Source organism: Maridesulfovibrio ferrireducens (assembly GCF_016342405.1).
Classification (GTDB): domain Bacteria; phylum Desulfobacterota; class Desulfovibrionia; order Desulfovibrionales; family Desulfovibrionaceae; genus Maridesulfovibrio; species Maridesulfovibrio ferrireducens_A.
This window is the reverse complement of sequence record NZ_JAEINN010000008.1, coordinates 45,549-64,430: the sequence shown is the minus strand read 5'-3', so window position 1 is coordinate 64,430 and position 18,882 is coordinate 45,549. Positions and strand designations below refer to the sequence as shown.

The following is an 18,882-nucleotide window of genomic DNA, read 5'->3' as shown; positions in this document are numbered from 1 at the left end:
AACGCTCCTTAAAATTTTCCGAAGACGTTAATAAACTGTAAAAACGTCTGGGGATAAAGGCCCAGCCAGACGGAAATCAATGCCGTAGTAAATAGCGGAATAACCATCGTGAGCGGAGCTTCATTATACTGCTCAATATTCGCACCCGCGGCCGGAGCTTTGAAAAACGCTCTATATATAATAGGAGCGAAATATCCGGCATTCAAAAGAGTACTTGCTAAAAGTGCAATTAAAAGTCCCCATTCGCCAATAGTTACAGCCCCTTTGACCAGATACCATTTAGTTGCAAAACCACAGACGGGTGGAACCCCGATCATAGATAATGACGCAATGGCAAATGCCCCGAAAGTCCACGGCATTCGTCGCCCAAGTCCATCCATTTTGCTGATCAGCCTAAGATTTGTTGCCACAAAAATTGCCCCTGCTCCAAAGAACAATGTGATCTTTGAAAAGGCATGATGGGCAATATGCATCAACCCACCCTGAACAGCTTCCGGCGTCAGCATTGAAACACCGATAATAATGTATGAAAGCTGACTGACTGTTGAATATGCCAATCGTGCCTTAATATCATCTTTAGTTAGTGCAATAAGTGAAGCGGTAATAATGGTGAACGCGGCAAGATATGCGGTAGGCATCCCAAGTCCCAGCTTGTCCATAAGATCCACACCGAACCCTGAAAGGATTACGCGTGAAACCGAGAAAACACCGGCCTTAACAACTGCCACTGCATGCAACAGAGCTGATACGGGAGTCGGAGCAACCATCGCCGAGGGTAACCAGTTATGCAGCGGCATCAGGGCTGCCTTTGCAAGACCGGCAATATAAAGAACATAAGTAATTGTTACGAGAGTCGGGTTTGCATCCGCAGGAAAGATCCCCTGCTGAATGTTCCCGATATTGAAATCAAGAGTTCCCGCCAGCACATAGGTAAGAACCATTGCCGGAAGGAAAAACAGTTTTGATGTACCCATGAGGTAGATCATGTACTTTCTTGCCCCGTTGAAAGAAGTATCATCCTGATGATGAGCTACAAGAGGGTAAGTGAATACTGAAATGACTTCATAGAAAAGGTACAATGTGAAAATATTAGCGGAAAAGGCAACACCGAGCGCTCCGAAAATCGCAACGGCAAAACAGAAGTAATATCTGGTCTGTGCGTGTTCATTAAGAGTTCGCATGTAACCGATGTTATAACTGGTAGCGAATATCCACAGAAGTGAAGCTACCAGAGCAAAGACAAATGCCAGTCCGTCAGCTGCGAAAGAAACATTTATGCCAGGCATAATGGTGAAGAGTGTATATTCTCTTATTGTCCCTTCAAGAACTGCCGGAACCATGGATAAAACGGAAATAAATGCTAAGACTCCGGCCCAAACTGAAACTGCTTCCCGTCTGTTTTCATTTTCACGAAACAGCCAGATCAGGATCGGAGCAACCATGGTAATTGCCAGCGGAATGAGCATACGAGTACTGTTGATGAATTCATTGCTAACTGTCATATGATCAACCCTTCAGCCTTGAAACAACATCTGTTTCAGTACTTTTGAATCGTTTTGCAACGACCACAATAATTGCGAGCACTAATGTAGCCTCAGCAGCAGCCAGTCCCATGACAAAAAGAGTAGCTATCTGCCCTGTCGCACTATCGGCTGCGGTCAATTGCGATGCTGCTACAATGGAAAGACCTGCTCCGTTGAGCATCAATTCCACTGAAATCAGCATCCCTACCAAACTCTTGCGCCAGACAATTCCATAGAGGCCTATTGCCAGCAGTCCAAGAGCTACAAGCTGATACATCATGAGCGGACTCATTCAGCTGCCCTCCCTTTTTTTTCAAAAGCAAGCAGCACCGCTCCGGCCATTGCCGCCAGCAGAACCACTGAAATAAGTTCGAAGGCAAGTGAGTAATTATCAAGCAGACCTTTACCTAATACAGCAAGAGGAACTTCTACCGGAAGGTTAATACTTTCCGGTTGATAATTAACGACAACCCAGCCGATTACGAAAGCCGGTGAAATAAATGCCAGTGCAGAAAGCAAAGCTTTTCCGGGTCTGCGAGAGCCAGATTCAACCCCGTGTTCATCAGCCTTGCTAAGCATGATGGCAAAAAAGATTAGTACACAGACAGCCCCCACATAGATAAGTATCTGCATGAAAGCCATAAACGGAGCGGCCATCAACAGATACATTCCCGCTACACCGAGCAGAGAAGTAATAAGCCCGACCATAGCCCGAACCAGACTGTGCGCCCCGACAGCAAGACACCCTCCGCCGAGAACCAGCAGCGTGTACACAACGAAAGCGATTTTAGCCAACAGTTCCATAATCAATCTTCCCTCGTTGAATTTTCAGGTTCCGTAGGAGGCGTCTTTGCCTGTGCTTGCGTGGCGAGACGAGCCAGAAGATCCATCTTGAAATCATTGCGATCAGTGGAAGCGAGATACACATTGCTGGAATATCTCAAAGAATTAACCGCGCAGTTTTCAACGCACGATCCACAAAGTGAACAGAGCGTAAAGTCATAAATAAATTTAATCGGTTCTTTAGGAGCCTTTGGCTTCGTTACTTTTTCTCCGCGAGCCTCGGCGTCCTTCATAGCCTGAAGTTCTTCTTCGGTGAGCACCGGAGCTTTAGCCTTAACAACTGTTAGACAATTACTAGGGCAAGCTGACACACACATCATACATGCGATACACTTAGGAGAACCGGGATCTTTTGGTTTACCCACCAGTTCCAACGGTCCTCTAAAACCTTCAAGCTGCGATTTACTGACTGTTTCACGCGGATAGTGCAGTGTAATCTGCTTATCCATAAAATTCTTCCCCGTAATCCTGAGTCCAACAATAAGACTCCAAAGTCCGGAGACGTTTTCCCATATCTTTTTAATTGCGGTCATTATATCACCACCTGATTCAAGAAAGCTTGGTTACAAAGGCAGTTATCAGCAAATTGAGCAATGCAAGAGGCATGAGCCACTTCCAGTTGATATTTAAAAGCTGATCAAAGCGAACTCTGGGGAAAGTCCAGCGCAGCCAGATCATTATCAGGAGGAGAACATATACTTTTGCAAGGAACCACCAGCTTCCGTCAAAGAAAGGCCCGTGCCATCCACCGAGGAAAAGAGCTACCGCAACCGAACAGACAACAATCATGTTGGCATATTCAGCGAGGAAAAACAGTCCGAATCCCATGCCTGAATACTCAGTATGGAAACCTGCTGTCAGTTCACTTTCCGCTTCAGGAAGGTCAAATGGAGCGCGGTTTGTCTCTCCGAGAGCACTTACAAAATAAATAATAAATGCTAAAGGCTGCACCATTGCATTCCACTGCCACGGCCAGCCGCCCTGCCCCTGTACAATTTCTGACAAATTCAAACTTCCGGTTTGGAAAGCTATTGCCAGAACAGCCAATAACAACGGAATTTCATAAGCAACCGACTGAGCGACTGCTCTCGCTGCCCCGAGAACTCCATATTTATTGTTAGACCCCCACCCTGCCAGACAGAGAGCCAAAACATTAAGGCCAGAAAATGCAAGAATCAAAAGCAAGCCCAGATTCATTTCCATTCCGGTAGCAACCGGACCGAAAGGAATTGGGACAAAAAGTAAGAGTGCTGGCAAAAACGAAATAATCGGAGCCAGCCAAAAAAGGAATCCATCTGCATTTTTAGGAGTGAAAAGCTGTTTACCAATCAACTTCACGGCATCCGCAAGAGGCTGTAAAAGTCCATGCGGGCCGACTTCAAAAGGTCCGGGCCTACGCTGAATGTGTCCTGCCACCTTTCGTTCAAGGTAAACCAGAACAAGTCCGTTCAGCCCTACGAAAGCAGCAATCGCCACAAGAGCAATCAGTAATTTTACCAGTTCAACGGGTATTTGAGACATATCGATATTTCCTCGCTCTACCTGTCGATTTCAGGGATTACCATGTCCAGACTACCAAGAATGGCAACAGCATCAGCCAGCATCGTTCCCTTCGCACATTCAGCGAAAAGATTTAAATTTGAAAAACCTGGAGCACGAAGCTTAACCCTGTAAGGAGTTTTACTACCGTTACTTACAATATGAACTCCGACCTTACCTCTGGCTCCTTCCGATGCAAAATAAGCTTCCCCGGCAGGAGCTTTCCAAGCCGGCTTCGGAGATTTTTTGATGAGATGTTCGCCTTCCGGAATCATTGCCACCGCCTGCTCAACTATACGCAGACTCTGCTCAATTTCATCCATGCGAACCATATAACGAGCCATCGAATCAGCTTCTTTGTAAACCGGAATATCCCAATCAAAACGATCATACACGGAATACGGTTCAGCCTTACGGGTATCGTGCTTAACTCCGGCTCCGCGAATCAGCGGTCCCGTAGCCCCGTAACGTAGACACATATCCTTATCCATGGTCCCGACTTCTTCGAGTCTCTTACGAAGAATAATGTTGTCAGTAACAAGATCTTTATAGATAGGTAGACGGCTGCGCAGGTAAGGTACTAACTCAGCACACTCTTTGAGAAACCCGTCATCAAGATCATGTACAACTCCACCGATACGGAAAGAACTGTAAGTCAGTCTTGATCCGGTCGGTTTCTGCATCATGTCCATAATTCTTTCACGATCATCAAAAGCATACATAATCGGAGTAAAAGCTCCGAGATCGAGAAGATAAGCTCCCCACCAGAGCAGATGTGAAGAAATTCTGTTAAGCTCGGTGGTAATTACTCTGATAAATTCAGCGCGCTCTGGAACTTCGATTCCGGCCAGTTTTTCAACTGCTCCGACATACGCATGGTTCCAGGCAAGAGGGTGCAGGTAATCAACTCTGCCCATATTGGGCATATACTGAACCCATGTTTTTACCTCTGCCATTTTCTCGTGCATACGGTGCAGATAGCCAAGGACCGGCTCAGCGCGGACAATATATTCACCATCAAGTTCGAGAATCACCCGCAGAACTCCGTGGGTGGAAGGATGCTGAGGACCCATGTTCAATATCATGGTGTTCTCGTTGGCCCCTTTCTCGAAATGATTGGTATAAAAATCGCCTTCAGGAAATGCATTCATATCTGTGCTTCCTATTTCGGTTCTTCGGGTTCGGCCTGAACCTCATCAAACAGCGTAAAACCCTCAGTAGTAAAAATGGACTCCCCCGGATTAATCAAATCCCGCAAAGGCATGCGGGACTTAACATCCTTAAGCAGGACACCTTGCGGAGTATCGGGATCAAGGAGAAGAGGAATCAAATTGGGGTGACCACTGAAGTTTATACCGTGAAAGTCGGCACATTCACGTTCATGCCAGTTAGCGCCCTGATACACATCTGAAATGGTTGGAACCACTGGCTCATCATGAGTAAGCATTACCCGGTGAGCCACTCGCTCAGGTGAATCGAAACGCGCATAATGATAGGTAATTAAAAAACCTTCGGAGACATCAAGTGCATCAATGTCTTCAAGGTAATATTCTTTCCGGAGCATCTCTTTAGCTGCGGTGGAAATATCATCTGTAGACAAAAATACATTATAATTAATTCCGGTTTTTTCAAAAGAACACTTGTAGACCATCAAAGGAGTAACAGATTCCAATAATTTCTCGCTCACCGACATTAGGCATTCTCCTTTTCAAGAGCTTCAGCAACAGGCCACCAACGTTTGCCAGATACCTTTTTCTGAATTTCGAATAATCCCTCGAGCAAAGCTTCCGGACGAGGTGGGCACCCCGGCACGAAAACATCAACAGGAATCAGTTTATCAACACCTTCAATTATGCCGTACTGATTTTTAAATTTAAAAGGACCACCTGATATCGCACAATTTCCAAGAGCCATAACCCATTTAGGAGCAGGCATCTGCTCATACAACCTAACAACCGCAGGAGCCATTTTTTTTGTAACTGTTCCCGCTACAATCATTAAATCGGCCTGCCGCGCTGAAGGACGAAATACCTCAGCTCCGAAACGGGCCATATCGAACCGGGCCATACCGCAAGCCATCATCTCGATAGCACAGCATGCCAGTCCGAATGTCATGGGCCAGAGGGACATGGACCTGCATATATCCATTGCATCCTCTGCAAGTTGAAGCCGGACGAGACCATCTTCTATATGGTGCCCGCCGGATGTCAGGATATCTTTCTCGGCCATGTGAATACCCCTTTTCTCCAGAAATAGATTATTGCAAGAGCCAAAACGCCCATAAAAATCGCCACTTTATAAAATGACATCATTCCTTCGGCATGCGGATACCAAACAGCAACAGGAAAAAGGTACAGCACATCAACGTCAAATGCCAAAAAAAGCAAAGCGTAGACGTAATAGCTTATTCCGAACTGATTCCATGCCCGACCATGCGGTTTCATACCGCACTCGTAAGACATTCCAATGTCGCCGCCTTTAGCACGCGGAGCAATGATCCAAGAAAGAATCAACGGCCCCCCGGCAAAAAGCAATCCGCCCAACAGGAAAAGAAAAATGGCTAACTGAAGCCAAGTAAATACCATTTTTCACCCTCGCTTACTTTTTAGTATTTAGTAACACAGGAAGAGCAAATAACAAAAATAAATACTACGCGCAACCAGCTACACAAAAAAAAGAATCAATAAAAACAACCTAAACGGGCTATTTTTCTTAAAGTTTATCTCACCAGCCACTCAGAGTGTCAAGGCGTTATGACTACAACCTCTGAAAACCTCTCTAAACAGGTAAGTCTTGTTAAAAAAGTAACAAACTTTTATACTATAAAAACAGACTGTTAAAAACAATAATTAGGGCCCAAAAAAAAGCGCAATAAAAATTCACTGCATAACTTTACACCTCGACAATTACCTAGCTATTTAGGAGGTTATTCAACTTGAAATTTCCTCTATTTTTTCCCAAGTGTTAGGCTAAATCTTCAAAATCATTTTTTCACACAATAATGTTTAAGCCTAAGTCTCTCAAAACAATGTTATCAATTTTATCTATAGGAAAAGCAAAAAAAAGCTCTCGCAGCATGCTGTGAGAGCTCAAAAACAAAAACAAGACTATCCCGACCTACGGCTAACAATCCGCTATAAAACTATTCAATATTATCACAACATTCATCCCTGCTAAAAAAACAATACCGTTTAAAAGATCCCTCTTTAACCTTGTACATTGCAGAATCAGCTTTTTGTACTAACTCTTCAGCAATTGCAGCATCATCAGGAAAAAGACTTATACCTACCGAGGCCCCTACGTTACAAACCATCCCGTCTATATCGAAAGAATCTGTAAGACATGACACAAGATCCTCTGCAACCTTTTGAACATCATCTCTACCGGAAGGTCTTTCAAGCAAAACACAAAACTCGTCTCCCCCCAATCTGGCAAGAGTATCAGAAGCTCTAAGTCTTGACTTAAGACGGGTAGCAACGTTCAAGAGCAAAACATCTCCGGCATGATGCCCGAACCGGTCATTAACAGACTTAAAATTATCTAAATCAATAAAGAGCAATGCAAGTTTTTCACCATATCTTCGAGCGCTGGCAATTGAACTTTCCAACCTGTCAAAAAATAAATACCGGTTAGGAACTCCGGTAAGTGCATCCAGAGTAGCCTTTTGCTGAAGATCCAACTCGCATATCTTTCGCTGAGTAACATCTTCAACAACTCCTTCAATATAAAACTCTCCATCCTCTTCAAAAAGACTTGAACTTTCTGAAATCCAGACAAGCGTTCCGTCCTTGCGTTTTATCTGGATTTCATAATCATTTAAATATTTATCGCGCTTAAGAAATTCAATGTAACGGAATCTTTCTTCCGGTTCTGCAAACCTCTCATATCCGCAACCTTTAGTTAACGCTTCTTCAGGAGAATCAAATCCTAAAATCCGGGCAAGAGCAGGGTTAACCTCTACAAACTCGCCGTCAAGAGTTGACCTGAAAATACCCTCAACCGCCCGAACAAAAATATTACGATACTTTTCTTTTGCAACGCGTAAAGCTTTCTCAGTTTTAATCCGCTGAGCAATCTCTCGTTCAAGCAAATCCTTCTGCCTCTTTAATTGAAGAAAAATTCCAACCTTACTGCGCAACGTCGGAGGGTCGATCGGCTGGGTAAGAAAATCTACAGCTCCGGCCTCGTATCCCATACGGGCATACGCAGGATCTTTATATATAGCTGTCAAAAATATTATCGGAACTAACCGACATGAGTCGATTCTCCTTATGGCTTTTGCGGTATCATAACCGTCCATGCCGGGCATTTGAACATCAAGAAGTATGAGAGCAAAATCATGCTCTTCACAAAGTACAACCGTCTCTTCACCGTTTACTGCCTTGAATATCTCAGCACCTTCGTTACGCAATAATCTATCGAGTAACATAAGATTGACGACATTATCATCAACAAGGAGTATTTTTAAAGGATTATCCATAACGTCCGTTTAATACATTTCTAAAAAAGTTAAAACCCCAGAATAAAGTTTTTTAGCAAATTAAGATTATGTTTTTGTTGCTTGTTTTATCAGGACTTTCCAAGTAATTAATAAACAAATAAATTTTATGCATAGTTTCCGGAGAAATAATGAGCAAAATGCAGCACTATACGGTTACAGGCGGAGCCGGATTCCTTGGATCAAGACTCTGCGAAAAGTTGCTTGAACAAGGACACGAAGTTTTATGTGTGGATAATTTCTACACCGGACAAAAAGCAAACATCATAAAAATGATGGATAGCCCGTACTTCGAAATGATGCGCCATGACATAACCTTTCCGCTTTATCTGGAAACAGATAATATCTTTAACCTAGCCTGCCCCGCATCGCCGATTCACTATCAGTTTGACCCGGTTCAAACGACAAAAACATCAGTCCATGGAGCAATCAACGTACTCGGACTGGCAAAAAGAGTTAAAGCAAAAATATTTCAAGCATCAACTTCTGAAGTATACGGAGACCCGGCCTGTCATCCGCAACGTGAAGACTATTGGGGCAATGTTAATCCCATCGGCCCTAGAGCCTGTTATGATGAAGGTAAAAGATGCGCTGAAACACTTTTTTTTGATTATCACAGACAACATAATTTACGCATTAAAGTTGCCAGAATATTCAATACATACGGTCCACGTATGGCTGTAAATGACGGTCGAGTAGTTTCAAATTTTATTGTACAAGCGCTGAAAAATAATCCCATCACACTCTATGGGGACGGGTCACAAACGAGATCATTCTGCTACATAGACGATCTAATCGACGCATTTATCAAGATCATGAATACTGACGACTCTTTCACCGGCCCTGTAAATCTAGGCAATCCACGCGAATTCACAATCCGTCAGCTTGCCGAAATAATAATAGATATGACTGGGTCATCATCTAAAATTGAATTCAAACCACTACCGGAAAATGATCCCTGCCAACGAAGTCCAGACATAAGCCTTGCACAAAAAACAATCGACTGGACCCCTTCCACTCCACTGGAAGAAGGACTTAAACCGACCATCGCATACTTTGATAAAATATTACGCAAATAAAAAAAGCCCGTCTTGATTACTCAAGACGGGCTTTTTATTGTATATTCAACGAAGGTAAATTAAACGGCTTTAAAAATACCGGACTTACCACCTTCTTTATAAACAAGACGACAATCTGTAATAACAACATCCTTCTGAACAGCTTTACACATATCATAAATAGTTGCGGCTGCAATTTGAACAGCTATCAACGCTTCCATTTCGATTCCGGTCTTACCGGTTGTGCGAGCTTCAGCTTCAATCTCAACAATATAATTTTTCTCATCAATATTAAAGCGGACGTCAACATAACTGATTGCCAAAGGATGACATAAAGGGATTAACCTATGAGTTTCTTTTGCTCCCATTATCCCGGCAATTTTAGCTGTATTCAGAACATCTCCCTTAGGGAGAGCTTTTTTCTGTAACAATTCAAAAGTTTCCCGGTTGAGAAGAACTTTTCCTTTAGCTATAGCTGTACGAATAGTATCTTTTTTAGCTGACACGTCTACCATTACGGCATTCCCATCAGCGTCTAAGTGGGAGAATTCACTCATTTTTTAATCACCCATCACCTTGTCTTTAGCTTTTTTAAAAAGTTTTTTAACTTTTTTCATGGGTTTATCTTCCTCTAGAGCCGCGAACTGCTCAAGAAGCTCTTCCTGCTTACGACTGAGATTTATAGGAGTTACAACCTTAACTTCAACCAGCAGATCACCTTTATGTGAACTGCCTAGATAAGGCAGACCTAAACCTCTAAGCTGAAAAACTTCACCGCTTTGTGTTCCCTTGGGAATATCCATATCAATCGGCTCATCAAGAGTCTGAACACTCATTTTGTAACCAAGTGCAGCCTGAACAAAAGAGATCTCAGTGGTCAGAACCAAGTCCTGTCCCTGGCGTCTGAAAACCTTATCAGGCTGTACGGTGATAACAACGTACAAGTCACCGTGAGGCCCACCGTTCATTCCGGCTTCACCTTCACCGCGTAAACGAAGTCTTGATCCGTTATCTACACCGGCAGGAATACGAACATTAAGGCTCTTATCTTTACGAACATAACCAGCACCACGGCAAGCGGAACAAGGATCGGTGATAACCTGACCTCGTCCGTTACACGAAGGACATGGTACAGAAATCTGGAAAAATCCCTGATTCTGTACAACTGTACCCCTGCCACCGCAATGAGAACATGTTTCGGGAGATGTTCCGGGAGCAGAACCGCTTCCGTTACACTCCTCACAAGTATCAGTAATAGGAAGATTCAGTTCAACCTCAGTCCCCTTAGCCGCATCGCGGAAAGAAACTGTAAGATTGTACCTAAGATCTGATCCAGCCTGCATGCGTTTTCCGCCGCGTCCCTGACTGAATCCGAAAATATCCCCGAAAATATCTCCGAATGCACCAAAGATATCGTCGGAAGATTTAAACCCATTAAATCCACCGTTCATTCCTTCGTGCCCGAATCGGTCATAACGACTTCTTTTTTCGGGATCACGGAGGATTTCATATGCTTCAGCTGCTTCTTTAAACTTTGATTCAGCTTCATCATCTCCAGGATTACGGTCAGGATGATATTCAAAAGCCATCTTGCGATAAGCTCTTTTTATTTCACCTTCCGGAGAGTCCTTGGAGACTTGTAGAATTTCATAATAATCGCGTTTAGACATGTTTATTCACTATCCGGGTTTGCTCCAGAAAATGTGTGATAATCTTCAGGGATAACTTTACCGGCGGCAATTTCCCTCAAGGCTGTTACAATTTCTTTGTTCTTGGATTCAACAAGAGGCGGGTATCCTTCACGATACTGCTTAACTCTTTTAATGGCCATCTGGACAATCAGGAATCTGTTACCGACCTCAGCCAGACAATCTTCAATTGTAATCCTTGCCATATTATCTCCAAAACGATGGTTTTGCCGAAAGAGAAAATCTCTTTACGACTATTTTCTGAGAGGAATCTGACCTTGCAAATCTTCGAGCAACTTGTTGGATACATGATAATATCCGCTGCCGTCACCAAGTGAAAGCCAGCACCGCTCGGATGGAAGTTCAGGGTCGGAAAAAAATAAAACTTTATCGATCCTGCTGCCATCCACATTCATGAGTTCAAGTTCCATTACTTTTACAGCAGAACTTGAAAGCTCACTAATCGGTTCCGCCTCGAATTTTAATTCATTAAGTCGCCATAAGGACATGTCAATACCCAGCAACGGTTTTCTGTCTTCAAAGCTCTCCCAGTTTTTATCAGATTTAATTCCGACAAAAGTCTGATTACCCTGCAAAACACGTATAGAACCGACCTTTCCGATTTCTAAAGAAAGAACGGAACGCTTACGCATACCGAATGCTGTTTTATTCAACTGATCTACATGTTCTTTACTAAGAACAAAAAAACCATTTTGAACAGTGGAATTTGCTAAGTAATAATCCTTACCGCCTTCCACCTCAAAAACTTCAAGTTTTTTTAGACTCTTATCATTAAAGAGAACCTCAACACTACAGACCGTAATACCAGGAAGATCTGAAGCTTCAGGCACAAGACCTTTTGCCGGGGTTTCCATCAAAGAATGCAAAAACAAATCTATTTCTCCAGAACTAGCTGTTTTTCCAGCCAAAGAAGCAGGGAAAGAAAAGGCGAACTGGTCTTTCTGACGAACAAGTGTCCATAAAAAAGCTCCACCATGTCCAAGAGAAATAGAAGAAATATTATCAGAGCTACCTGACAGTAATTGCAGATTAAAATAATAACCTGCAGGAAAATCACACTGACGAACAAAATCATTACTCAATATAAAGAGTTCATCTTGATCCTGAGAATTCAAAGCAAAAAAACCTTCACCGGATGGAGCTTCTTCACCGAGAGTAAGACTAAGAGCCTGCCCGCCACCCGTTGCTATGCGGATTTTAGGAGCAAGCAATCCGTATTGCTGCCCATCTTCTTCGGTTATGTGCCCGATGTACCTTAAAGCTTGTCCTTGCGACAAAACATCTAAAAGTGCACTGACCTTCGCAGTCTCTGCAAAGGGAGCTGTCAACCACCCTTGCTGAACGACATTCCAGCCGTCAACTTTGCGCACCAGTGAAAAACAATCTTTCCCACGCCGACAGACATCGACCCTGTCAACCTGCTGAGACTTTACAACCGGCCAAACCGGTTCGGACAGCAGCATCGGCATTTCAGGCGAACTTAAATAGAAGGCTCCACAGATAATGGCAACCAGAGCCAGAAAAATTAAGAACCTTTTCAGCACAAACAGCACCTTGGGATTAATAGACTCACGACGTTTTTCATCAATGGAGCAATTTATTAATATAAAGGGAATAGACTTGCATGTCAATCAATTTTAAGGCAAAGTGCCCACTTCTTTCTATCAATATGTTTTTAAAAAAACACCTACACTAAATAATAAATAAAATCAGTTTTTCCTCTCAAGTAAACAAATAAACTGATTCGGAGTTTCAGAATGGGCAAATGGGGAAAATTGAGCTATGCGCAAAAAAAGACTGTCTCAACCATCGGCATGCTCATGCAGAAGACAGAGATGGTTCACGAAGGCGCTCGCCTCGGAATTGCCGTATCCGGTGGAGTTGACAGTTTTGTATTGATCAGAGCAATGCTCATCCGACAGGCCATTATTCCAATGAATATTGAACTAATGGTACTTCACGTTAATCCCGGATTTGACCCGGAAAGTCATAAACCGCTCACAAAATGGTGTGAAGAATACGGGCTGTCATCTCATATAGAACTGACTGACTATGGCCCAAGAGCTCACGGGCCGGAAAACAGAAACAAATCCGCCTGTTTTTTTTGCAGCAAACTTCGCCGCAAAAGACTTTATGAACTTTGCGGTCAATACAACCTGACACATCTTGCTATCGGACATACAGCAGACGATCTCGTTACCACTTTTCATATGAACATGTATCAAAACGGCAGAGTTCAGGGACTTTCCGCCAGTGAGCCTTTTTTCAAAGGCAAACTGCAAATGATCCGCCCAGCTCTCATGCTTGAGAAAAAGTATATCAAAGCTGCTGCGCGCCAATGGGAATTGCCCATCTGGAAAAACAACTGTCCTTCCAATGATGCCACCAAAAGAAGCTATATTTATGATCGCCTTCAAGAAGAGTGGCAAAAAAATCCAGTCACTAGAAACAACACTTTCAACGCTTTAAGACGCTGGCAGCTTGACTTAAACATGAAAAAGCAATAACAATTCTTCAAAATCATTGTGCCTTCTACTCAGAGCTAATTATAACCTCATAGAAACAGGCCTACGGAAACAATGCTATTCAAAAAATACCATATAGTTATATTTAAAAATCCATGTGACAATGCTCGCAAATTCCAAATCAGGGGATGGACGTTTTTCTTCATCTTTGCCCTTGTAGCAGGACTTGCTGGAGGCAATGTATTACTTTGGAAATATTACGAAAATTATTCAGGTTTAGAGATAAATCTGGCCCACGCTGAAAAAGCTGTTCAAGAACAAAAAGCACAATTGCTGTCTCTTTCTCAAAAAATGCAGAATATTTCGCAGGATCTGGACCGGGTTAGAAATTTTGACTCTAAATTACGGGTTATGATTAATCTGGATCAGGGAAATGTTCAAAATGTAGCCCCAAAAGGGGGATCTACTGAACCTGATTTTTCTACAAATTATCTCCCGCTTTACAGACAAGAGCTTCTTGTCCGTAAAATGCACGACTTTCTTGCTCAACTCAGTACTGAAGCAAAGCTGGAAGAAGTAAGACAACAAGAAATAATTCACTCCATGCGTTCCAAACAGGATGCACTGGATTCAACTCCTTCTATTTGGCCCCTCCAAGGATGGGTAACATCTCCCTTCGGCTGGAGAAGCTCTCCTTTTACAGGCAAAAGAGAATATCACAAAGGACTTGATATCTCTTGTCCCGCCGGCACACCTATATATGCACCGGCACAAGGAACTATCGCCTTTGTAGGTGTTCTAGGTGGATATGGACGCATGATCAAAATGAGCCACGGCGCAAACCTTTCAACAAGATATGCACATCTTAAGCGTCCTACAGTTAAAAAGGGGCAGGTCGTAACCCGCGGCGAACTTATCGGCTACGCCGGTAACACAGGCCGCTCAACAGGACCTCACCTTCATTATGAAGTAAGGCTTGGCGGAGTTCCGGTCAGCCCGATGCGCTACATTTTGAATTAAAACTCAGTTTTATTACAACTAAAAGGCCCGTAAGGAATTTATCCTGACGGGCCTTTTTCATGCTTAAATTCGATTCATACGAGTATTGGTAACACCTTGAGAACCTTTGCTCTATTCAAAGCTTGATGTTAATAAGATTTTAATAATGGGTCTTTTCTTGCAATAGACGACAAAAAGAGAACAGCATGAATATTTTCAACTTTAATCCTAGCGATCTTATGAGCTTCTATCTTACCTTCTTCAGGGTAAGTATTGTGCTGTTTATGCTACCTTTTTTTGGCGCAAATTCTATTCCGAACATGGTCAAAGCTGCACTTGCCGTAGTTATGACAATTGCCATATGGCCACAGGTTTCATTTGATGGATCCCTTATGCCGGCAAATCCATATAATATTGCCCTCATGATTTTGGGCGAATTAGTCTTGGGGCTAACCCTAGGAATTATTATTCATGTCATTTTTTCCGCAATTCAAACCGGTGGTAACTTTATAGGCGTGCATATGGGGTTATCAATGGTCAACGTTCTTGACCCCATGACGGGGGTAAATGAAGCTGTTACCGCCCATTTTTTATATATGTGTTCTATTTTGGTATTTCTCAGCATGAATGGACATTTATATCTCATCTCAGGACTAGTCGACAGTTTCAAATATATTCCTCCGGGTGAAATTTTTATCAATGACACACTGGTCCACCAAATAATGACCATTTCCAAGGAGCTTTTCGTTTTAGCCGTAAAAGTGGCCTCACCAATCATCGCGTCAATCTTTGTTGTAGACTTAGCTCTAGCTTTAATCAGCAAAATGGCTCCTCAAATGAATGTGCTTATGCTTGGCTTTCCTCTAAAAATTATGGTCGGATTTTTCTTCTTAAGTATGGTTTTCAGTATCTTATCCATCTTTATAGCTGAGTTTGTGCACACACTTCCTGCATACATGCTAAACATCATCAAAGCTGCCAGTCCGCTGGACATGCCCCCTCTAAAATAGGTCGATATGCAGGAAGATCCAAGTAAAACCGAGAAAGCGACTCCCAAGCGGGTAGACAAATCCAGAGATGAAGGCAGTGTTGCGAAAGGCCAGGAAATGGGTAAAACAATGACCTTGCTGGCCGGAGTTCTTGCACTTAAATACCTGATGGACTTCTATTACGAACAATTTTATGAGCTTTTCCAATGGTTTTTAACCAAAGGATTTTATTTAGAGTTAGATAAAAGTTCAGTATACACACTATTCATATGGTGTTCCTATAAACTGGCAATAATATTGCTCCCCTTACTTCTTTTCATTGCACTTGTAGCATATCTGACTGTTCGACTTCAGGTAGGAAGCCTGTGGACCACAAAAGTGTTCGAACCCAAATTCAGCAAAATGTTTAACATCATGGCTGGAGTCAAACGACTTCTTTTCGATGTAAAAACATTGGTCCGATTGGTTAAAAGCCTTTTACTTGCTATAGTCGTTGGAATTGCGCCATACATTGTAATTCAACAGGAAATGCCCAACTTTATTCCACTTTTTCACTCAGATGCACATAGACTTGCTGTATACATGCTCGAAGTGGGATACAAAATGGTCAGCTACGCCATGCTGCCAATGATGGTTATAGCTATCATCGACCTTGTGTACACTCGCTGGGATTATCAGGAAAATCTCAAAATGACCAAAGACGAAGTCAAAGATGAGCGAAAACAGGCTGAAGGTGACCCTCAAGTTAAAATGCAGATGAAACAAAAAATGATGGCAATTCTGCAGCAAAGGATGATGAGTGATGTCCCTAAGGCTGATGTAATTATTACCAACCCGACTCACTACGCAATTGCATTACGATATGACACTCTTCAAGCTCCTGCTCCGCAAGTTCTGGCAAAAGGCATGAATAAAGTAGCTGAAAGAATCAAAGAAGTAGCCCGTGAGAATAACGTTCCCATTCGCGAAAATAAACCTTTGGCACAGGCTTTGTATAAACAGGTTGAGATCGGTGACGTAATTCCGGAAGAACTGTATCAAGCTGTAGCTGCTATCCTTGCTAAACTTAATAGATTTAAGCGTAAATAAAGGATTCAGCCCCCCTCTTCCTCGATTATCGTTACCTCAATTACAAGACCTGAAAGGGGTGTCAATATTATGGCCGCATCAAAGTCAAAAGCAGTAAATATCAATTACGAAAGATTTGCCAAGCATGGCGATATTCTTCTCGCAGCAGGCGTAGTAATTATTCTTTTCGTCATGCTGATTCCTCTCCCGACACTCATAATTGACTTTATGCTGACTGTAAGTATCTCCCTTGGATTAATTATTCTTATTACATCCATGTTTATGCAGTCGCCTCTTGAATTTTCAATCTTTCCATCACTTTTGCTGGTCACAACTCTTTTGCGACTGGCTCTAAACGTTGCGACAACCCGAGCAATTCTTTTGCACGGAGATGAAGGAACATCTGCAGCTGGTAACGTTATTCAAAGTTTCGGTGAATTTGTCGTCGGTGGTAACTACATTGTCGGGGTTGTTATCTTCCTCATTCTTTTCATCCTGAACAAAAAAGTTATCGTAGCTGGTACAACCCGTATTGCTGAAGTCGCCGCAAGGTTCACACTGGATGCAATGCCGGGTAAGCAGATGTCAATTGAAGCCGACCTCAATTCCGGCCTGATTGATGAAGAAGAAGCTCAAAATCAAAGAACCCAGATCCGCAGAGAAGCTGACTTTTACGGAGCAATGGACGGTGCCGGTAAGTTCGTACAGGGAGATGTTAACGCCAGTATGATGATTACCTTCGTCAACATCATCGGCGGCATCCTGATCGGGGTCCTGCAGAAAGGTATGCATTGGGCTGACGCAGCGCAAACATACACACTCCTGACTATCGGGGACGGTCTTGTTTCTACAATCCCTTCACTGATTATTTCAACTTCCGCAGGTATCATTGTTTCACGCGCCGCAGCTGAAGCCAAGATGGGCGAAGAATTTCTCGGCCAGCTTACTTATCACTCACGCGCTCTTAAACTTGTATCCGTCATACTTGTAATTTTCGGCATAGTTCCCGGAATGCCTACAATTCCTTTCCTTTTCCTTGCAGGTATTGTCTACGCAGTTTCCACCCTCGGACGCGACGACGAAGAAGCAAAGGACAAGCAGGAAGCTAAAGATAAAAAATCGAAGAAAGATATTCCGTCTCTGGACAGCCCGGAAGAAGTGCAAGCCCTGTTGCCTCTGGACCAATTGGAACTGGAAGTCGGATATGGCCTCATCCCGCTGGTAGACGAAGAGCAGAACGGAAATCTTCTTTCCCGCATACGCTCTATACGTCGACAGTTCGCTCTGGATATGGGTGTCATTGTTCCGTCACTGCACCTGCGTGACAACCTTCAGCTCAAACCCGGAGAATACAGAGTCCTTATTAAAGGTAACGTCATCACTTCTGCTGAAATCCTTATCGATCATCAGCTCGCCATGGACCCGGGTGATGCAAAACATAGAATTAAGGGTATCGAAACTGTCGAGCCTGCTTTTAATCTGCCTGCTATCTGGATTCCGGACAGCCAGAAAGAAGAAGCAATGCTTGCTGGATATACTGTAGTCGATCCTTCAACTGTCATAGCAACACACCTTACTGAGGTATTCCGCCGCAATCTTGGAGAGTTCCTCGGACGACAGGAAACTCAGGAACTGCTGGACAACCTTGCGAAGCGTGCGCCTAAAGCCGTTGAAGATCTGGTTCCGAATATCTTACAGCTTGGAACTGTGCAGAAGGTTCTGCAAAACCTCGTCAAAGAAAATGTTTCAATTCGAGACATGCTGACAGTGGTTGAAGCATTAGCTGACTACGGTCCATCCATCCAAGACCCTGGTCAATTAACTGAATATGTTCGCTCACACATGAGCAGAACAATTATTAAGCCTTACCTTGCAAGCGATGGAAGCTTACCTATTCTGACCTTCGGCCCGAATGTGGAAGCACGACTTAATGCGGCAATCCGATCTTCTGAAAATGGAGGCTTTCTTGCACTTGACCCGGGAGCAGCTCAGCAGTTAATTCAAACCGTCAGCGTCGCAGCTGAAAATGTACTGGATACTGACGGTCAACCCGTCCTGCTCTGTGCGCCTCAGATGCGAAGTCACTTGGCACAACTGATGGTACGGTTCTTGCCTACAATACCTATAATATCACAAGCTGAGATTCCTGCGAGTGTAAGAATCATGTCTGCCGGTACTGTAGAGTTCTAAA

20 protein-coding genes are annotated in these 18,882 nt (G+C 43.3%); 6 read left to right on the top strand and 14 right to left on the bottom strand.

Translation table 11 applies throughout. The features are described 5' to 3' along the window. Positions 1–8: 8 nt before the first annotated feature. The 10 genes from JEY82_RS10225 to JEY82_RS10180 form a co-directional block, all read right to left on the bottom strand. A complete protein-coding gene (locus JEY82_RS10225; protein ID WP_304085296.1) occupies positions 9–1,502 on the bottom strand; it encodes a monovalent cation/H+ antiporter subunit D family protein in 1,494 nt (497 codons plus the stop codon). A 4-nt stretch (positions 1,503–1,506) separates the two neighbouring features. Beyond that, positions 1,507–1,815, bottom strand: a complete 309-nt coding sequence (gene nuoK / locus JEY82_RS10220; protein ID WP_092159109.1) for an NADH-quinone oxidoreductase subunit NuoK — start codon at positions 1,813–1,815, stop codon at positions 1,507–1,509. Next, positions 1,812–2,327: an NADH-quinone oxidoreductase subunit J gene (locus JEY82_RS10215; protein WP_304085418.1), complete on the bottom strand. Its 516-nt coding sequence runs from the start codon at positions 2,325–2,327 to the stop codon at positions 1,812–1,814. Before JEY82_RS10215 ends, nuoK begins: the two co-directional genes overlap by 4 nt. A 2-nt stretch (positions 2,328–2,329) precedes the next feature. Beyond that, the gene (locus tag JEY82_RS10210; RefSeq protein WP_304085295.1) at positions 2,330–2,899 is read right to left on the bottom strand and encodes a 4Fe-4S dicluster domain-containing protein; all 570 of its coding nucleotides are present in this window, start codon (positions 2,897–2,899) and stop codon (positions 2,330–2,332) included. 16 nt (positions 2,900–2,915) lie between these two features. Continuing rightward, positions 2,916–3,887, bottom strand: coding sequence for an NADH-quinone oxidoreductase subunit NuoH (nuoH, locus tag JEY82_RS10205; protein ID WP_092159115.1), 972 nt, complete (start codon positions 3,885–3,887; stop codon positions 2,916–2,918). Between the two features lie 17 nt (positions 3,888–3,904). Continuing rightward, positions 3,905–5,056: an NADH-quinone oxidoreductase subunit D gene (locus JEY82_RS10200; RefSeq protein WP_304085294.1), complete on the bottom strand. Its 1,152-nt coding sequence runs from the start codon at positions 5,054–5,056 to the stop codon at positions 3,905–3,907. An 11-nt stretch (positions 5,057–5,067) separates the two neighbouring features. Then, entirely contained in the window at positions 5,068–5,598 is a 531-nt protein-coding gene (locus JEY82_RS10195) for an NADH-quinone oxidoreductase subunit C (protein ID WP_304085293.1), read from the bottom strand. After that, positions 5,598–6,134: an NADH-quinone oxidoreductase subunit B gene (locus JEY82_RS10190; RefSeq protein WP_304085292.1), complete on the bottom strand. Its 537-nt coding sequence runs from the start codon at positions 6,132–6,134 to the stop codon at positions 5,598–5,600. Before JEY82_RS10190 ends, JEY82_RS10195 begins: the two co-directional genes overlap by 1 nt. Beyond that, positions 6,113–6,490 (bottom strand): NADH-quinone oxidoreductase subunit A, encoded by a 378-nt coding sequence (locus tag JEY82_RS10185; RefSeq protein WP_304085291.1) that lies wholly within the window; start codon positions 6,488–6,490, stop codon positions 6,113–6,115. The genes JEY82_RS10190 and JEY82_RS10185 overlap by 22 nt, the downstream gene beginning before the upstream one ends. A 557-nt stretch (positions 6,491–7,047) precedes the next feature. After that, positions 7,048–8,385 (bottom strand): diguanylate cyclase, encoded by a 1,338-nt coding sequence (locus JEY82_RS10180; protein WP_304085290.1) that lies wholly within the window; start codon positions 8,383–8,385, stop codon positions 7,048–7,050. A 149-nt stretch (positions 8,386–8,534) separates the two neighbouring features. On the opposite strand from JEY82_RS10180, the gene JEY82_RS10175 reads away from it, so the two are divergent. Further along, a complete protein-coding gene (locus JEY82_RS10175) occupies positions 8,535–9,482 on the top strand; it encodes a UDP-glucuronic acid decarboxylase family protein (RefSeq protein ID WP_304085289.1) in 948 nt (315 codons plus the stop codon). 59 nt (positions 9,483–9,541) lie between these two features. Here JEY82_RS10175 and moaC read toward each other — a convergent pair whose 3' ends face one another. The 4 genes from moaC to JEY82_RS10155 are packed head-to-tail and all read right to left on the bottom strand — an operon-like array spanning position 9,542 to position 12,714. Next, a complete protein-coding gene (moaC, locus tag JEY82_RS10170) occupies positions 9,542–10,018 on the bottom strand; it encodes a cyclic pyranopterin monophosphate synthase MoaC (protein WP_304085288.1) in 477 nt (158 codons plus the stop codon). 3 nt (positions 10,019–10,021) lie between these two features. Further along, positions 10,022–11,131: a molecular chaperone DnaJ gene (gene dnaJ / locus JEY82_RS10165; protein ID WP_304085287.1), complete on the bottom strand. Its 1,110-nt coding sequence runs from the start codon at positions 11,129–11,131 to the stop codon at positions 10,022–10,024. Between the two features lie 2 nt (positions 11,132–11,133). Beyond that, complete coding sequence (gene rpoZ, locus JEY82_RS10160; RefSeq protein ID WP_092159133.1) at positions 11,134–11,355, bottom strand: DNA-directed RNA polymerase subunit omega; 222 nt, start codon at positions 11,353–11,355, stop codon at positions 11,134–11,136. 48 nt (positions 11,356–11,403) lie between these two features. Further along, on the bottom strand, positions 11,404–12,714 hold the full coding sequence (locus JEY82_RS10155) for a DUF4340 domain-containing protein (protein ID WP_304085286.1): 1,311 nt from the start codon (positions 12,712–12,714) through the stop codon (positions 11,404–11,406). Between the two features lie 213 nt (positions 12,715–12,927). Between JEY82_RS10155 and JEY82_RS10150 the strand changes: the two genes are divergently transcribed. The 5 genes from JEY82_RS10150 to flhA all read left to right on the top strand — a co-directional run bounded on the left by JEY82_RS10150 (position 12,928) and on the right by flhA (position 18,881). Continuing rightward, positions 12,928–13,677, top strand: coding sequence for a tRNA 2-thiocytidine biosynthesis TtcA family protein (locus tag JEY82_RS10150; RefSeq protein WP_304085285.1), 750 nt, complete (start codon positions 12,928–12,930; stop codon positions 13,675–13,677). 72 nt (positions 13,678–13,749) lie between these two features. Then, entirely contained in the window at positions 13,750–14,655 is a 906-nt protein-coding gene (locus JEY82_RS10145; protein WP_092159137.1) for a M23 family metallopeptidase, read from the top strand. A 185-nt stretch (positions 14,656–14,840) separates the two neighbouring features. Continuing rightward, entirely contained in the window at positions 14,841–15,644 is an 804-nt protein-coding gene (gene fliR, locus JEY82_RS10140) for a flagellar biosynthetic protein FliR (protein ID WP_304085284.1), read from the top strand. 6 nt (positions 15,645–15,650) lie between these two features. After that, positions 15,651–16,712: a flagellar biosynthesis protein FlhB gene (flhB, locus tag JEY82_RS10135; protein ID WP_304085283.1), complete on the top strand. Its 1,062-nt coding sequence runs from the start codon at positions 15,651–15,653 to the stop codon at positions 16,710–16,712. Between the two features lie 69 nt (positions 16,713–16,781). Further along, entirely contained in the window at positions 16,782–18,881 is a 2,100-nt protein-coding gene (gene flhA, locus JEY82_RS10130; protein WP_304085282.1) for a flagellar biosynthesis protein FlhA, read from the top strand. Position 18,882 lies beyond the last annotated feature (1 nt).

Bases quoted from the DNA above. Each gene is read 5' to 3' on its own strand.
- flhB (WP_304085283.1), top strand. From the start codon at position 15,651: ATGCAGGAAGATCCAAGTAAAACCGAGAAAGCGACTCCCAAGCGGGTA.
- nuoK (WP_092159109.1), bottom strand. From the start codon at position 1,815: ATGAGTCCGCTCATGATGTATCAGCTTGTAGCTCTTGGACTGCTGGCA.
- JEY82_RS10200 (WP_304085294.1), bottom strand. From the start codon at position 5,056: ATGAATGCATTTCCTGAAGGCGATTTTTATACCAATCATTTCGAGAAA.
- fliR (WP_304085284.1), top strand. From the start codon at position 14,841: ATGAATATTTTCAACTTTAATCCTAGCGATCTTATGAGCTTCTATCTT.
- dnaJ (WP_304085287.1), bottom strand. From the start codon at position 11,131: ATGTCTAAACGCGATTATTATGAAATTCTACAAGTCTCCAAGGACTCT.
- JEY82_RS10225 (WP_304085296.1), bottom strand. From the start codon at position 1,502: ATGACAGTTAGCAATGAATTCATCAACAGTACTCGTATGCTCATTCCG.
- rpoZ (WP_092159133.1), bottom strand. From the start codon at position 11,355: ATGGCAAGGATTACAATTGAAGATTGTCTGGCTGAGGTCGGTAACAGA.
- JEY82_RS10175 (WP_304085289.1), top strand. From the start codon at position 8,535: ATGAGCAAAATGCAGCACTATACGGTTACAGGCGGAGCCGGATTCCTT.
- JEY82_RS10210 (WP_304085295.1), bottom strand. From the start codon at position 2,899: ATGACCGCAATTAAAAAGATATGGGAAAACGTCTCCGGACTTTGGAGT.
- JEY82_RS10150 (WP_304085285.1), top strand. From the start codon at position 12,928: ATGGGCAAATGGGGAAAATTGAGCTATGCGCAAAAAAAGACTGTCTCA.
- JEY82_RS10145 (WP_092159137.1), top strand. From the start codon at position 13,750: ATGCTATTCAAAAAATACCATATAGTTATATTTAAAAATCCATGTGAC.
- JEY82_RS10185 (WP_304085291.1), bottom strand. From the start codon at position 6,490: ATGGTATTTACTTGGCTTCAGTTAGCCATTTTTCTTTTCCTGTTGGGC.
- JEY82_RS10195 (WP_304085293.1), bottom strand. From the start codon at position 5,598: ATGTCGGTGAGCGAGAAATTATTGGAATCTGTTACTCCTTTGATGGTC.
- JEY82_RS10215 (WP_304085418.1), bottom strand. From the start codon at position 2,327: ATGGAACTGTTGGCTAAAATCGCTTTCGTTGTGTACACGCTGCTGGTT.
- moaC (WP_304085288.1), bottom strand. From the start codon at position 10,018: ATGAGTGAATTCTCCCACTTAGACGCTGATGGGAATGCCGTAATGGTA.
- JEY82_RS10180 (WP_304085290.1), bottom strand. From the start codon at position 8,385: ATGGATAATCCTTTAAAAATACTCCTTGTTGATGATAATGTCGTCAAT.
- nuoH (WP_092159115.1), bottom strand. From the start codon at position 3,887: ATGTCTCAAATACCCGTTGAACTGGTAAAATTACTGATTGCTCTTGTG.
- JEY82_RS10190 (WP_304085292.1), bottom strand. From the start codon at position 6,134: ATGGCCGAGAAAGATATCCTGACATCCGGCGGGCACCATATAGAAGAT.
- flhA (WP_304085282.1), top strand. From the start codon at position 16,782: ATGGCCGCATCAAAGTCAAAAGCAGTAAATATCAATTACGAAAGATTT.